The organism is Pseudomonas maioricensis (assembly GCF_022790535.1).
Classification (GTDB): domain Bacteria; phylum Pseudomonadota; class Gammaproteobacteria; order Pseudomonadales; family Pseudomonadaceae; genus Aquipseudomonas; species Aquipseudomonas maioricensis.
In genome coordinates this window covers 48,824-63,380 of the sequence record NZ_LOHG01000012.1, presented here as the reverse complement: position 1 = coordinate 63,380, position 14,557 = coordinate 48,824, and the positions used below count along the sequence as shown (strand labels likewise).

Annotated in this window: 12 protein-coding genes; 8 read left to right on the top strand and 4 right to left on the bottom strand. The window is 58.0% G+C overall.

Features of this window, described 5'->3' with window-relative positions:
- Positions 1-73: 73 nt before the first annotated feature.
- A complete protein-coding gene (locus tag AUC61_RS18690) occupies positions 74-1,819 on the bottom strand; it encodes an IlvD/Edd family dehydratase (RefSeq protein WP_243247664.1) in 1,746 nt (581 codons plus the stop codon).
- Between the two features lie 203 nt (positions 1,820-2,022).
- Here AUC61_RS18690 and AUC61_RS18685 point away from each other — a divergent pair, with 203 nt between their 5' ends.
- From AUC61_RS18685 to AUC61_RS18650, 8 genes are all read left to right on the top strand, one after another.
- On the top strand, positions 2,023-3,342 hold the full coding sequence (locus tag AUC61_RS18685) for an MFS transporter (RefSeq protein WP_243247663.1): 1,320 nt from the start codon (positions 2,023-2,025) through the stop codon (positions 3,340-3,342).
- A gap of 115 nt (positions 3,343-3,457) precedes the next feature.
- A complete protein-coding gene (gene araD1 / locus AUC61_RS18680; RefSeq protein ID WP_243247662.1) occupies positions 3,458-4,450 on the top strand; it encodes an AraD1 family protein in 993 nt (330 codons plus the stop codon).
- Between the two features lie 201 nt (positions 4,451-4,651).
- Positions 4,652-6,010, top strand: coding sequence for an MFS transporter (locus tag AUC61_RS18675; RefSeq protein ID WP_243247661.1), 1,359 nt, complete (start codon positions 4,652-4,654; stop codon positions 6,008-6,010).
- Between the two features lie 54 nt (positions 6,011-6,064).
- Positions 6,065-6,355, top strand: coding sequence for a DUF5629 family protein (locus AUC61_RS18670; RefSeq protein ID WP_243247660.1), 291 nt, complete (start codon positions 6,065-6,067; stop codon positions 6,353-6,355).
- Positions 6,356-6,449: 94 nt separating this feature from the next.
- Positions 6,450-7,619, top strand: coding sequence for a lactonase family protein (locus tag AUC61_RS18665; protein ID WP_243247659.1), 1,170 nt, complete (start codon positions 6,450-6,452; stop codon positions 7,617-7,619).
- A 174-nt stretch (positions 7,620-7,793) separates the two neighbouring features.
- On the top strand, positions 7,794-7,976 hold the full coding sequence (locus tag AUC61_RS18660) for a hypothetical protein (protein WP_122664873.1): 183 nt from the start codon (positions 7,794-7,796) through the stop codon (positions 7,974-7,976).
- A gap of 543 nt (positions 7,977-8,519) precedes the next feature.
- The gene (locus tag AUC61_RS18655) at positions 8,520-8,693 is read left to right on the top strand and encodes a hypothetical protein (protein WP_162874461.1); all 174 of its coding nucleotides are present in this window, start codon (positions 8,520-8,522) and stop codon (positions 8,691-8,693) included.
- Positions 8,690-8,899 (top strand): hypothetical protein, encoded by a 210-nt coding sequence (locus tag AUC61_RS18650; protein WP_243247658.1) that lies wholly within the window; start codon positions 8,690-8,692, stop codon positions 8,897-8,899. Before AUC61_RS18655 ends, AUC61_RS18650 begins: the two co-directional genes overlap by 4 nt.
- Before the next feature lie 102 nt (positions 8,900-9,001).
- On the opposite strand, the gene AUC61_RS18645 is transcribed toward AUC61_RS18650, so the two are convergent.
- Genes AUC61_RS18645 through AUC61_RS18635 form a run of 3 tightly spaced genes read right to left on the bottom strand, consistent with a single transcriptional unit; the run spans position 9,002 to position 14,486 of the window.
- Positions 9,002-9,604 carry a glutathione S-transferase gene (locus tag AUC61_RS18645; RefSeq protein WP_243247755.1) on the bottom strand — a complete coding sequence of 201 codons (603 nt, stop codon included), beginning with the start codon at positions 9,602-9,604 and terminating at the stop codon, positions 9,002-9,004.
- Positions 9,601-13,245: an AAA family ATPase gene (locus AUC61_RS18640; protein ID WP_243247657.1), complete on the bottom strand. Its 3,645-nt coding sequence runs from the start codon at positions 13,243-13,245 to the stop codon at positions 9,601-9,603. Before AUC61_RS18640 ends, AUC61_RS18645 begins: the two co-directional genes overlap by 4 nt.
- Positions 13,242-14,486, bottom strand: a complete 1,245-nt coding sequence (locus AUC61_RS18635; protein WP_243247656.1) for an exonuclease SbcCD subunit D C-terminal domain-containing protein — start codon at positions 14,484-14,486, stop codon at positions 13,242-13,244. Before AUC61_RS18635 ends, AUC61_RS18640 begins: the two co-directional genes overlap by 4 nt.
- Positions 14,487-14,557 lie beyond the last annotated feature (71 nt).

Sequence of the window (14,557 nt, the reverse complement as noted above, 5' to 3'; positions counted from 1 at the left end):
GCGTCTCATATATCGCGAGCAAGCTCTGCTCCCACAAGGAGTTGCGCCGCCTGTCAGAGCAGCGCTTGATCCATCAATGCGAATGCCTTGGCACTTCCGCCCCGCGCATGCCCACCAGGAAGTCGAAGTCGCAGCCCTGATCAGCCTGCAGCACATGCTTCACATACAGCTCGCGATAGCCACCCACCAACAGTTGTTGCTGTTGCGGCGGCTGCCAGTCGGCCAGTCGGGCGGCGAGTTCGGCGTCGGGAATGTCCAGATGCAGACGGCCGCTGGCACAATCAAGTTCGATCCAGTCGCCTTCCTGCACCACCGCCAATGGGCCACCCGCAGCCGCTTCGGGGGCCACGTGTAAAACCACCGTGCCGTAAGCCGTGCCGCTCATGCGGGCATCGGAAATGCGCACCATGTCAGTTACTCCCTGGGCGAGCAGTTTGGCTGGCAGGCCCATGTTGCCGACTTCGGCCATGCCCGGATAACCCTTGGGGCCGCAGTTTTTCATGACCATGATCGAGTTGGCATCAATGTCCAGATCCGGATCGTTGATCCGCGCCTTGTACATGTCGAAGTTCTCGAACACCACTGCGCGGCCACGGTGTTGCATCAATGAGGCGGTAGCAGCCGAAGGCTTGAGCACTGCACCTAGCGGCGCCAGGTTGCCGCGCAGCACACAAATGCCGCCGTCAGCGCGGATCGGGTTGTCCAGTGCGCGGATCACTTCATCTTCGCCATAGATCGGCGCGTTCTGAGTATTCTCGCGAATAGATTTACCGTTGACGGTCAAGGCGTCCGGATTAGGCAGCAGGCTGGCCTCGTCCATGCGTCGCAATACGGCGGGCAGGCCGCCCGAATAGTAGAACTCTTCCATCAGGAAGCGCCCGGACGGTTGCAGGTCGACGATAGTTGGCATGCCACGGCCGATACGGGTCCAGTCGTCCAGTTCCAGATCCACGCCGATGCGCCCGGCGATGGCTTTCAAATGGATGACGGCGTTGGTCGAGCCGCCGATGGCCGCGTTGACCCGAATGGCGTTTTCGAACGCGGCCTTAGTGAGAATCTTCGACAGACGCAAGTCTTCTTTGACCATCTCTACAGCGCGCATCCCGGACATATGCGCCAACACGTAACGCCGGGAATCCACGGCCGGAATCGCCGCGTTGTGGGGCAGGGAAGTACCGAGGGCTTCGGCCATACAGGCCATGGTCGATGCAGTACCCATGGTGTTGCAGGTACCCGCCGAGCGCGACATGCCGCCTTCTGCCGCGAGGAAGTCGTCGAGGGTGATTTGCCCGCCTTTATACGCCTCATGCATCTGCCAGACCACGGTGCCGGAACCGATGTCCTTGCCTTTGTGCTTGCCATTGAGCATCGGCCCGCCGGTCACGACGATCGCGGGCACGTCGCAGCTGGCCGCGCCCATCAGCAGAGCGGGGGTGGTTTTGTCACAGCCGGTGAGCAGCACCACGCCGTCGATGGGGTTGCCGCGAATCGCTTCTTCGACATCCATGCTGGTCAGGTTGCGGGTGAACATCGCGGTGGGGCGCAGGTTGGATTCGCCGTTGGAGAACACCGGGAATTCCACCGGCCAGCCGCCGGCTTCGATCACACCACGTTTGACGTGTTCGGCAATCTGTCTGAAGTGGGCGTTGCAGGGGGTCAGCTCCGACCAGGTGTTGCAGATGCCGATGATGGGCTTGCCCTGAAACTGGTGATCGGCGATGCCCTGATTCTTCATCCAGCTGCGGTACATGAAGCCGTTTTTGTCGGCAGTACCAAACCATTGGGCAGAACGCAGGGGCTTTTTATCGGAATCAGACATGATCAGGCTCTCTTATTGTAAGACTTAATGGCTTTTATGCTGGTTAAGTTAAGCGTAAATTCGGCTCATTGGAAGAGTTGTTCGCTAAATAGTATTACTATATAGTCGATTTTCAGTGAGGGACGACCGTGGCGGCAGCATGCAAATGCTTCAGGCCAGAGGCGATCTCCACTTCATAACAAGAACAATTGGAGATCGCACACATGAGCCAGGAACTCAGGCTTATTCGCCGCATCACCCTGAAACTGATTCCCTTCCTGATCCTGCTTTACCTGATCGCTTATGTGGACCGCTCCGCCGTGGGCTTCGCCAAGTTGCACATGGGCGCGGACATCGGTATCGGCGATGCGGCCTACGGGCTGGGTGCCGGGCTGTTTTTCATCGGCTACTTCCTGTTCGAAATCCCCAGCAACCTGATGCTTGAACGCTTCGGTGCCCGTCGCTGGTTCGCGCGGATCATGATCACGTGGGGCGCGATCACCATCGGCATGGCCTTCGTGCAGGGGCCGCACAGCTTCTATGTGATGCGCTTTCTGCTGGGTGCGGCGGAGGCGGGCTTCTTTCCGGGCGTGCTGTACTACATCACGCAGTGGTTCCCGGTTCGCCATCGCGGCAAGATTCTCGGGCTGTTTATCCTCTCCCAACCGATTGCGATGATGATCACCGGTCCTGTGTCCGGTGGTTTGCTCGGCATGGACGGCGTGCTCGGTCTGCATGGCTGGCAATGGCTGTTTATCGTCATCGGCACCCCGGCCATCCTGCTGACGTGGCCGGTTCTGCGCTGGTTGCCGGACGGCCCGCAACAAGTCAAATGGATGGACCAGACCGAGAAGGACTGGCTCACCGGCGAGTTGAAAAAGGATCTGGAGGAGTACGGTCAGACGCGTCACGGCAATCCGTTGCACGCCCTGAAGGACAAACGCGTCCTGCTGCTGGCGCTGTTCTACCTACCTGTGACGCTGAGCATTTATGGTCTGGGCCTGTGGCTGCCGACGCTGATCAAACAGTTTGGCGGTACTGATCTGGTCACCGGCTTTGTGTCCTCGGTGCCTTATATCTTCGGCATCATCGGCTTGCTGATCATCCCGCGCAGTTCCGACCGTCTTAACGACCGGTACGGGCACCTTGCCGTCCTTTATGTGCTGGGTGCGATGGGGCTGTTCCTCAGTGCCTGGCTGACCTTGCCTGTCGCGCAACTGGCGGCGTTGTGCCTGGTGGCGTTTGCGTTGTTCTCCTGCACCGCGGTGTTCTGGACCTTGCCGGGCCGCTTCTTTGCGGGTGCCAGTGCTGCGGCGGGGATAGCCCTGATCAACTCGGTGGGCAATCTGGGTGGCTACATCGGTCCGTTCGTGATCGGCGCGCTCAAGGAATACACCGGCAATCTGGCTTCGGGTCTGTACTTCCTGTCCGGTGTGATGGTTTTCGGGCTGGTGTTGACCGGCGTGGTTTACCACTTGCTGGAGCGCAAGCATGTGCTGCCCGCCAGCGATTTCGCCGCCAGTGCCCGCAGCCGTCATGTGTGAATAACTTGACCCTGTAGGAGCTGCCGAAGGCTGCGAAGGCGTTCGATCATGAGACCGATATCGCAGCCTTCGGCAGCTCCTACAGGTAAGTGAACGATCTGAAAAGGAGAAACCCATGAACCTGGTGCAATTCGAACTCAGCAATGGCCAGCGCCGCGTCGGTCTGGTCGACGGTGATCTGATCCGTGAAGTGCAGGGCGCGCAGAGTGTGCGTGATCTGGCGTTATCCGCTATCGACGCCGGGATCGGTCTGGCGCAGCAAGTCGACAAACAGGGCCTTGGCGACAGCCATGATTACGCGCAACTCTTGCAGGACCTGCGCATCCTGCCGCCGCTGGACCATCCCGATCCTTCGCACGTGCTGGTCAGCGGTACCGGTCTGACCCACTTGGGCAGCGCCTCGGCACGGGACAAGATGCACCAGCAGGCGGGCGATGAAGCTTCGATGACTGACACCATGCGCATCTTCAAATGGGGCGTGGAGGGGGGCAAACCAGCAGCCGGGCAGGCGGGTGTACAGCCGGAATGGTTTTACAAAGGCGATGGCAGCATCGTCGTGCGCCCCGGCAAAGCTTTTTCACTGCCGCCGTTCGCCGAAGACGGCGGCGAAGAACCCGAGCTTAGCGGTTTGTATGTGATCGGCAATGACGGTAAGCCGTATCGGCTGGGTTTCGCCATCGGCAATGAATACTCCGACCATGTCATGGAACGTCGTAATTACCTCTATCTAGCCCACTCGAAGTTGCGCGCCTGTTCCTTTGGCCCCGAGCTGCGCATTGGCGAGCTGCCGCAGAACCTGGCCGGGACCAGTCGGGTGCTGCGTGACGGTGAAGTGCTCTGGGAGAAGGAATTCCTCAGTGGTGAAGCCAACATGTGTCACAGCCTGGAAAACCTTGAATACCATCACTTCAAATACAGCCTGTTCCTGCGTCCGGGAGACGTGCATGTGCATTTCTTCGGCACCGCGACCCTGTCCTTTGCCGATGGCGTGCGCACCCAGCCGGGGGATCAGTTTCAGATCAGCCAGGCGGAGTTTGGCAAACCACTGGTGAACGGGATCGAGAAGACCGAAGCCGCGTTTTTGCCGGGCGGGATTGGGCAGTTGTGATGATCATCCATAGGAATGCGATTTAACCCTGTGGGAGCTGAGCTTGCTCGCGATACATGAGACGAGTCTAGAAGATACACCGCGTTATCGTTTATCGTCGGAATACCGCCCAGACCAAGCCTCGCTCCCACAGGGTTTGCTTGGCAGGATCAAATCGCATTTCAGTTCGACACCCACCAATAACAACAAGGAGGTGCGTACATGACCACCCACACTGCGCCAGTCGAATCGTTCGATGCGGACGCTTTCGAGGACAAGATCTACCGCAAGGTGAACTGGCGGATCATCCCGCTGTTCATTGTCTGCTTCCTGTTTGCCTATCTGGATCGCGTCAACATCAGCTTTGCCAAACTGCAGATGCAGAGCGATCTGGGTTTCAGCGAAACAGTCTATGGCCTTGGTGCCAGTCTGTTTTTCGTCGGTTACTTTCTTTTCGAAGTCCCCAGCAACATGCTCCTGCACAAGATCGGCGCCCGGGTATGGATTGCGCGGATCATGGTTACGTGGGGCATCACTTCCGCGTGCATGATGTTCGTGCAGACCGAGTTCTGGTTTTACACCCTGCGTTTTCTGATTGGTGTGATGGAGGCGGGCTTTGTGCCTGGCGTGCTGTACTTCTTCACCCAGTGGTACCCGAGTAACCGCCGCGCGCGGGTCAATTCCTACTTCAAGAGTTCCATCTGCCTGTGCGGTATCGTCGGCGGGCCGATTGCCGGGCTGATCCTCAACCACTTCGACGGTGTGCTGGGCATGCCGGGCTGGCGCTGGCTGTTCCTGCTGGAAGGCCTGCCGTCGGTATTGCTCGGCATCGTAGTGTTCTGGTTTGTCTGCGACCGCATTGAAGATGCCAAATGGCTGAACGACGCCGAGAAAAAAGTCGTTCTGGCGCGCATGGCCCGGGAAGTCCAGCCCGAGACGCCGCAAAGCTTCAAGGACATCTGGAAACACCCGACCACCTACGTGATGTCGGTGATTTACCTGTGTCTGGTCATGGCACTGACGGGCCTGCTGTTCTGGATGCCGCAACTGATCAAAAGCGCAGGCGTTGCCGACACTATGACCATTGGCTGGCTAACGGTGATTCCCTATGTGGGCGCAGTGGTTGGCAACCTGCTGATCGGTGCCAGCTCTGATCGACACGGTGAACGCCGTTGGCACATGGCAGCTTGCGCATTACTGACGGCGGCGGGCTATCTGGTCTGCGCGTTGCTTCCAGGGCAATTGCTGCCGTTGATGGTCGGCATGACCATGATCATGACGGGCATCATTGCCTGGATGCCGATTTTCTGGACCATTCCGCCGCGTTTCCTCAGTGGTCTGGCGGCAGCAGCGGGTATCGCGCTGATCAACTCCATCGGCCAGTTGGGCGGGATCATCGCGCCGTTCATGGTCGGCCGGGTCAAGGACCTGACTGGTGCGGCGACGCCTGCGCTCTACGTGCTGTGCGCGGTTTGCGTCCTGGCCGCTGCGTTGATTATCTGGGGGATTCCGAACCGGTATTACGTGCGCGAGACCACCCACGACAAACCCTCGTCGGCTGCCGTTGAAGCTACTGCTTAAACTTGCAGGTGGTTTTGGCCTATCATTCGCGCTTTTACACAGACGAAGACTGCCATGACCACCACCCCGACGACGATGAGTGCAGCCCTGAAAGACGCTACGATGCTAGAAATTGACGGGCTGCATGCCTGGGATTTCTTTCTGGGCGATTTCCTCACCCTCGAGTGCATGGACGGGCGCGAGCGCAAGACCTGGCGGTTCACCATGGAGCAGGTCAACGCCGCGACATTCGATGAAGCTCAGCAGTGCTGGCTGATCAGCGATGGCACCCATGATTACCGCATGAAGTGCCTCGAAGCGTTCACGCCGACCAAAGAAGACGATGAAGACGTGCAAGAGGATTGATCCGCATAAAACCAATCAGGGCAAAGCAGTGTCTTAGAGGTTGTTCGCGCGTCGATGGCGCCCAATAACAACCTGAAAAAAGAAGGCTCTGCCCATGACTCGTACATTTCTGCCTTGGCTGGCACTGGCCGGCGCAATGAGCGCTTTCCCGATACAGGCGCAAAGCATGACTGAATACGATGTACTGATTGGTTCTTATACCCAGGCCGCCAGCGAAGGTATCTATCGATACCGGTTCAACAGCCAGACTGGCCAGCTGGATGCCAAACCGTTGCAAGTGATCAAGACTGACAATCCGTCCTGGCTGACGCTGTCGAAAGATCAGCGCCACCTGTTCGTCGTCAACGAAAACGGCCCTGACGGCAAAGATGTGGTCGGCAAAGTGAGCAGCTTTGCCATTGATGCCAAGACCCACCAGGTCACGCCGATCAATCAGGTGAAGAGCCAGGGTGACGAGCCGACGCATTCGAGCCTCAGCCCGGACCAGCGTTTTCTTTTCGTTTCCAACTATGCCGTGCAACCCGATCCGGGTGGTGCGCTGGCAGTCATTCCGGTTGGCCAGGACGGCAAGCTGTCCGACGTTGTTCAGGTCAGCAATAATCACGGTGCAAGTAAGGTCAATCCGGAGCGTCAGGCGTCTTCCCATGTGCACTCGGCCATCCCGACGCCGGACGGCAAGTATGTGGTGACCAGTGATCTGGGCGCCGACAAGATGCTGGTGTTCAGCTACGACGGCAAGCGCGCCAAGCCTTTGCAGCCGGCGAAAACGCCAACCGTGCAATTGTCGGCAGGCAGTGGCCCGCGTCATCTGTTGTTCAGTCAGGATGGCAAACACGCCTGGTTAACCCTTGAGATGGTCGCGCAGGTCGCGGTGTTCGATTACCACGACGGTGAGTTCAAGCAGACCCAACTGGTGGATCTGAAGAACAAGGACCAGCAGCAGAAAGTCGGTGCCGGTGGCCTCCACACCTCGCCAAACGGCAAGTACCTCTACGTGGCCAATCGCGGTGAAGCCAACCAGTTGCTGGTATTTGCCATCGACGCGAAAGGGCAGCTCAGCGAAGTGCAGCGTCGCTCGGTTGAAGGCCTGGAGCCTCGTGAGTTCAGTTTCGACCCAAGCGGTCAGTTCATGCTGATCGCCAATCAGAAGAGCAATCAGATTGTGACGGTGAAAGTCGATCCGAAAACCGGTTTGCTCGGCGACACGGTGCAAAAGCTCGACTTTGATTCACCGTCGGACTTCCGTTTCCTGACGGGCAAGTGATTGTCCCGGAGCCTCAACCCCGCTATTTACGCGGGGTTGAGGTTCTATCAATTCAAGTGATATGAGCTAGTGCTACAAAACATTTCGGCTGAGCCGCCCTCGGGGGTAAGTTTGAGTCACGGCCAAGACGGTCAAGACTTGAAACGCAGTAAACAGACTCCGAGGGTTAACGCCATGAACTTCAATATCTTCTCCATCATTGCCGCGTCTGCCATCTCCGCCACTGTTGCATTGCCTGCACAGGCCAGTGTTGATGTCAGCGACAAAAAGAATCACGCCACTCAGACTTACACCCCTAAATACTTGCAGCAGAGTGCTAATTTCTACGCAGCACTGGATCACAAGACTCAACAATGAATAAGCGATTGAATCCATTCCCGGTTAACGAATAGAACATCGATACCCGGGAATGGATTCTTAAAGAAACAATCCTGTTTGATTAAACGCCGCTTTCGCGAGCATGTTCGCTTACCCAGGTTTTTGCGACCTTCTGATCATCGCGTATCAGAGCCATGCAAATTCTGCCAGTGAGCCTGCTCGCGAAAGCGCCGGATGAGTCCCTCTTGGCCCGCGTCTCTCATAGGATGCGGGCTTTTTTTTGCCACGATCTTTTAGGACCTGCCTCGGTGTCCCTGATGCTACGTTGTCGCACAGCAAATACGGGACCTGTAGGAGTGAGCTTGCTCGCGATTCGATTTATCAGTTGAAGATACACCTGGCCCACTAATGCTATCGCGAGCAAGCTCACTCCTACAGAAGGTTATCTATTGAATTGATAAACCGATTCAATAATCAACCCAGCTGATATTCGCTATCTCTAACCATCGTTTTTCAATACTCCGCTTTTTCGCGATCCTGTCGGCCAGGAAACACAACACTGCAACTGACGGAGTTACACCCATGGCCACTGCCATTCTTCATTCAATCAAACAAGGCGCTTATATCGCCATTTCGCTTTATGTGGTTTTTATTGCAGTAGTCACTGTTACCAGCATGAACCCGCAACTGACTTCTCCCTCAACTCAAACCGTAGTTGACCGCGCGGCTTTGAATACTCAGGAGCGTGCATCGTGAGTGGCGGCAAGATGTGGGTGACGGCGGGGCTGGCAGTCATGATCAATGGCAGTTCATTGTTGGGCATTGGCCAGAACTCGGTGGGCGGGGTCGCGCGTAATATCGAATGCCGGTATGAAATCGCTCAGGCTATCGAGTTGTCCAGAGCGCAGAAAGTGCAGGCAGGCACCCGGCCGGACAGGGTTGAGGTGGTTGTATCGGTTTAGGCTTGTTGGAGCGAGGCTTGCCCGCGAAGAACGCTGACGCGGTGTTTCTGTTGAATCCGGGTACCCGTTCGCGGGCAAGCCTGGCTCCAACAAGAACTGTGGTCACTTGGCTATCACTGCTTTAAACAATGCTGACTGAATGAACCGATCCAGCCAGCCACGTAACTTCGGATACGCACTTGTCGCAAACCAATCCGGATCCACTGCGCTGAATTGCCGTATGAATGGCGCGAGCGCGATGTCCGCCAGGCTCACTTGATCCGTTACCAGAAAGTCCCGGTGCTGCAGGCGATTTTCCAGTTTCTGCAAAAACTCCTCACCCAGTTGCCGGTAGTGTTCCTGCGGATGCTCTGGGTGGCGCACGAAGTATTTGTAGCGATCCAGATGCTGTTTGAACACCTGATCGTTTTCTTCGATGAGCGTTTGAATATCCCGACGACCATCACCGTTGTCGATCAATAGCCAGTTATGCGGATCATTGCAGGCCAACGCCCAATGCATGATATCCAGGCTTTGCTCCAATACCTGATCGTCCACTATCAGCACAGGCACCGTGCCTTTAGGCGAGCGTTCGAGCATCTCGGGCGGTTTTGCCTTGAGGCTGACTTCGTGGATTTGCACCAGGCAGCCCGCATACCGCAAAGCCATGCGAGCGCGCATGGCGTATGGGCAGCGGCGGAATGAGTAAAGCACTGCGCTCATCAGTGGCTGACCTCTACGGTACTCAGGCCATTGCCCTGACGCCGCACCTGAATTTGCACGGGAATGCGCTCGTGCATTTCCTGTACGTGGGATATCACGCCGACCTTGCGCCCCTGGGCCTGCAAACCATCCAGCGCATCCATGGCCAGTTGCAGGGATTCCGGGTCGAGGCTGCCGAAGCCTTCGTCGATAAACAATGATTCGATTTTCAAGGTGCTTGATGCCATGGATGCCAGTCCGAGGGCCAGCGCCAGCGAAACGAGAAAGGTCTCGCCACCAGACAGCGAATGCACCGAGCGCAGTTCGTCGCCCATTTCCGTGTCCATCACCAGCAACCCGAGCATGCTGCCGCCGCGCTTGAGACGATAACGTCGCACCAGTTGTTTTAGCTGGGCGTTGGCATGATGGACCAGCAAGTCGAGGTTGTAAGCCTGAGCGATCTTGCGGAATCGATCGCCTTCAGCCGAGCCGATCAACGCTGCCAGGCGAGCCCAGCGCAGGTACTCGCTGTGGGCCTTGGCGATCTGTTCCTGCAGGTCGCGGCTTGCGTTGTTACGGCGCTCGTCTTCGCTGAGTTGAGCGCGCAAGTCAGCGCATTGCTGTTCCTGATCGGTGCAGAGTTTTTGCGCCTCCAGCAACGCGGCGGCCAATTGCTCGGCATCGGTCACATCGCTGTGATGGGCCTGATGCAGTTGCAACTGCTTGTCGCGTTCCTGCAGCAAAATGCGACTCTGCTCCAGAGCCTTTTCGCTCTGTTGCAGTTGCTGACGCAGTTGAGTGATGCCCTCATCGTTGTAGGTGAGCAACACCTCCAGAGCGGCATCGTCCAGCTCGGCGTGGGTGCTGCGCCATTGCGTGATGTGCTGATTCAGCTCGGCCAGCTCCTGCTGCAAATCCTTCAGGCGGGACTGTTCGCTTTCAAGCCCTGTGGCCAGTTTGATCAGTTCGCTGCGTGCCTGTTGCAGCTCATCACTGGCGTTGGCTTGAGCCCGGCGAGCCTGTTCCAGCAGCGTCTCAAGCTGCTGTTGCCATTGTTCGGCACTGGTGTAATGGCCGAGCATTTCCGCCAGACATTGCTGGCTGGCCAGTTGCTGGGCTTGCAGGTCTGCCAGACGCTGCTGCTGTTTCAGTCGTTCCTGTTCCAGATTGTGCTGGCTGTCTTGCTCGCGCTCGATTTTGCGTGCTCGCTCGCTGTGTTCCTGTTGTTCTTCCTGCTGGCGATCCAGTTGTTCCAGGCGTTGTGCAATGTCGTTATCGAGTTGCATGAAGCTGTCGGTGGCTGCTTCACGCCAGCGCGGCAGGCTTTCGGCAGGCAATAGAGGTTCAAACTCTTGAAGTGCTGCTTCGAAGGCCTGATTGTCCAGGGCAATGTTGCGCTGCTGGTCGTCGAGCATTTTCATCGCGTTCTGGCTGGCGTCGCGGGCGATTTGCACGTGCTGCTGCAATTGCTCGGCGTCCTGCTGCACTTTGAGCAGTAGGCGCTGGCGTTGCTCGCTAGCGGCTATTTCTTCAGTCAGTGCATGCAGTCGTTCGCTGAGCCAGTCGCCGCGTTGCGACTCGGGTTGTTCCAGCAGGCGCGGGTAGAGCGGATGAGCCTCAAGCTCGGGGGCCAGTTTTTGCAACTGCTCTGTCAGTTGTTCCAGCTGTGGCCGGGCCTGTTTAAGACGAGTGTTGAGTTCCGTGACTTCGGCACGCAGTTCGGCGAGCTTTTCGCTTAGCTGGCTGACCTTTAGACGGGCGCTGTTTTCTTCGCTGTCATCATGGCCGGACAACGTTTGCAGCAAAGCATCCGACTGGTGATAAGGATGATCTTCGCTGCCGCAGACCGGGCAGGGTTGTTGATCAACCAACTGGCCGCGCAGCTCTTCGACGCTGGCGCTGCGGGCCAGGCGCTGGCGTTGCAACAGCTCGACGGTCACTTTCAGTGCCTGCTCGGCCGCGTCGTGTTCGGTTTTCAATTGCAGGCCGTGGGCGATGCTTTTGTTGCGCTGCTCATTGGCTTGCTGTTGCTGCACCTCGACATCTTGCAGGCGCTTTTCGATGTCCTGATGCCGTTGCCAGATGCGCTCTAGTGAATCGATGCCGCTGTGTTGCTGACGATTGTCCTGGAGCAGTTGCCCGAGGCGCTGAATCTCTGCATTGACTGCCTCGGCCTTTACCTGTGCTTCGTTGTACAGCGTTTGCAAGGCGTTACGTCGGTCGGTCAATTCCTGCTCGGCGCGAGTCGACTTTTTCTCCAGCTCGGGCAGTTCTTCACGCCCCTTGTTCAAGCGGGCGCTGAGTTTGACCGCTTCCTGCAAGCGCGGCCGGTAGGCAGTCCATGCCTGGCTCAACGGTGCAAGTACGGCACTCTTTTCCAGCTGCCCGGCGATGGCCTGCAAGCGTTCGTCGAGCAGGCGTTGTTGATCAAGCAGTTGATTCAATGCGGCCTGGCTGTTGGCTTTTGTCCGTTCTGCTGCCTCGGCATGAAGCGCGGCGTCCTGCACTTCCTTGTTCAGGTGGGTGAGGTTGCCTTGCTGTTCGAACGCCTGGCCAATGATCGGTGCGGCGGTTTTCTTCTGTTGCTCGGCCTGTTCGAGGGTGGCAGTGGCAGCCAGCAGTTTTTCTTCAAGCCCGTTTTGCCGTGCTTGCAGGTCATTCTGACGCTGGACGTGCTCGCTGATTTGCGCACTCAGCGGGCTCAGTTGGGCATCCAGCCGGTTACGCTGGGCGAACAGGTGGCGTTGTGGTGCGAGGCGTTCCAGTTGTCCCAGCAACTGACGCTGGCTGGCCTGGCTTTCCCAGTCCTGCTGGGCGCTCGCCAGTTGTTCATTGGCGCTCAGGTGTTCGTCACGCAAGCGCAATAGTTCGGTCAGCCACTGCTGTTTAAGCTCCAACTGACGCTGTTGCGCTTGCTGTGTCTTGAGCTGCTGCTGCGCTTCGCTAAAGTGTTGTTCCAGTTCTGCGCGTTGCTCCGGCTGCATGGGCGCGATGCCGGTGGCCAGCAACTTGAGGTCTTCGTGGACCTTTTCTGCTTCCTTGCTCTTGCTGAAAGCACGGCGACCCAGTTGGCTGTAGATTGCCGTATCGGTGAGCTTTTCCAGCAGTTCGCTGCGCTCTTTGTCGTCGGCTTTGAGGAAAGCGCTGAATTCACTTTGGGCGAGCATGACCGCCCGGGTGAACTGCTCGAAATTGAGACCCAGACGGGCTTCGAGCATGGTTTTGTATTCGGTTTTGTTTTGCGTGCTGAGGATCTGCTCGCTGTCCAGATCGGTCAGGGTCTGACGGCTGGCCTGGAGTTTTTTCGCGGCGTTGTCCCGCGCGCGGTTGGTTTCCCAGCGGGCGCGATATCGACGTTTGTCGATACCGACGAAGTCCACCTCGGCATAACCACTGCCCGTGCCACGCCGCAGTAAGGTGCGTGGGTCGTTGGTGCTGATGTCGCCGTCGATTTCCGGCACCCGCGACTGGCCGATATTGCTCAGGCGCGGAATCGCCCCGAACAGTGCCAGACACAATGCATCAAGCAAGGTGCTTTTGCCTGCGCCGGTGGGGCCGGTGATGGCGAACAGACCGGCGCTGGCCAGCGGCTCTGCGGTGAAATCCAGTTCAAAGGGCCCGGCCAGGGAGGCGAGGTTTTTCAGGCGGATGGCGAGGATTTTCATGGTTGTTCGCTCTCCAGCTGGACTTCCTGCAACAGCGTGGCGAAGTCACTCAGGGTTTGTTCGTCGACCTCGCTGCCATAGTTATCCAGCCATGCGCGGCTGAACAGCTCTTGTGGGCTGAGCTGATCCAGTTCGATCAGGCCTTCGTCACTGTCATCACCGTCACCGCTGCCTTTACCGGCATATTCGGCGCCGATCCGCACCAACCGCACGGCTTTGCCTTCCAGTGCGCCTTCTATCTGGTTACGCAGGTCCGGCTGGGGTTCATCCAGTCGCACGCGCACTTCCAGCCAGGGCTGGCGATCAATGTCGGCCAGCAGGTCGATGTCGGGCAGGTCTTTGAGTTGCAGCAGCAGCTCGGCCAGCGGTGCCGGGCCGATCCGTTGCAGGTTGACGGCGCGGGGAATCAGCAGTGTTTCGACGCTGCGCAGTTGATCGCCGTCGCAATCGATTTCGAGAATCTGATGCTGGTAGCCGATTTCCGAAAATGACAAGGGGATCGGCGAGCCGCAGTAACGAATGCGTTCTTCGCCGTTGACTCGCTGCGGCTTGTGCAAGTGGCCTAGGGCAACGTAGGTGATACTCGGCCCGAACAGGCTTGCAGGCAGCGCTTCGGCGTTACCAATGATCAGGCTGCGCTCGGAGTCTTCCGAGACCGAACCACCGGCCATGTGTGCGTGGCTGATGGCGATCAGCGCCTGTCCCGGTTGGCGCTTCAGATTGGCCGCTTCGATCAGCAGTTCATGCACGCGGCCAATGCCGCGCAAGTAGTCGTCGCCCAGAGTTGCGCCGGTGACTTCAGCAGGGCGCAGGAAAGGCAGGGCCAGGCACCACGCGCCGATTTCACCTGTGGCGTCGGGCAGTGGCAGTAACAGGCGTTCGACATCCAGAGTGCCGTCGTCGAGCCATAGCACCCGACCCAATGCGTGGGTGCGCAAACGCCGCATCAACGGCGCGGGCAGTTCGATACGCGAACCGGAGTCATGGTTACCGGCAATCATCACGATGGTCAGCAGCGGTTGTTGCTCGTGGGCGCTGACGATGAAGTCGTACAGCCGCTCCTGGGATTTAACCGGCGGGTTGACGGTGTCGAAGATGTCACCGGCAATCAGCAGCACATCAGGCTGCCGCTCGGCGAGCCGCGCCAGTAGCCAGGTCAGAAAGCTGGCGTGTTCGAAGTCCCGCTCCTGGCCATGAAGGTTCTGGCCGAGGTGCCAGTCGGAGGTGTGGAACAGTCGCATGTTTTTACCTTGTTTATTCGGCGCTATTGACCCTGTAGGAGCTGCCGAAGGCTGCGATATCGGTTTACCGA

What these genes read in the sequence shown, in the direction of transcription:
- AUC61_RS18690 (WP_243247664.1), bottom strand. Translation starts at nt 1,819, where the DNA reads ATGTCTGATTCCGATAAAAAGCCCCTGCGTTCTGCCCAATGGTTTGGT.
- AUC61_RS18685 (WP_243247663.1), top strand. Translation starts at nt 2,023, where the DNA reads ATGAGCCAGGAACTCAGGCTTATTCGCCGCATCACCCTGAAACTGATT.
- araD1 (WP_243247662.1), top strand. Translation starts at nt 3,458, where the DNA reads ATGAACCTGGTGCAATTCGAACTCAGCAATGGCCAGCGCCGCGTCGGT.
- AUC61_RS18675 (WP_243247661.1), top strand. Translation starts at nt 4,652, where the DNA reads ATGACCACCCACACTGCGCCAGTCGAATCGTTCGATGCGGACGCTTTC.
- AUC61_RS18670 (WP_243247660.1), top strand. Translation starts at nt 6,065, where the DNA reads ATGACCACCACCCCGACGACGATGAGTGCAGCCCTGAAAGACGCTACG.
- AUC61_RS18665 (WP_243247659.1), top strand. Translation starts at nt 6,450, where the DNA reads ATGACTCGTACATTTCTGCCTTGGCTGGCACTGGCCGGCGCAATGAGC.
- AUC61_RS18660 (WP_122664873.1), top strand. Translation starts at nt 7,794, where the DNA reads ATGAACTTCAATATCTTCTCCATCATTGCCGCGTCTGCCATCTCCGCC.
- AUC61_RS18655 (WP_162874461.1), top strand. Translation starts at nt 8,520, where the DNA reads ATGGCCACTGCCATTCTTCATTCAATCAAACAAGGCGCTTATATCGCC.
- AUC61_RS18640 (WP_243247657.1), bottom strand. Translation starts at nt 13,245, where the DNA reads ATGAAAATCCTCGCCATCCGCCTGAAAAACCTCGCCTCCCTGGCCGGG.
- AUC61_RS18635 (WP_243247656.1), bottom strand. Translation starts at nt 14,486, where the DNA reads ATGCGACTGTTCCACACCTCCGACTGGCACCTCGGCCAGAACCTTCAT.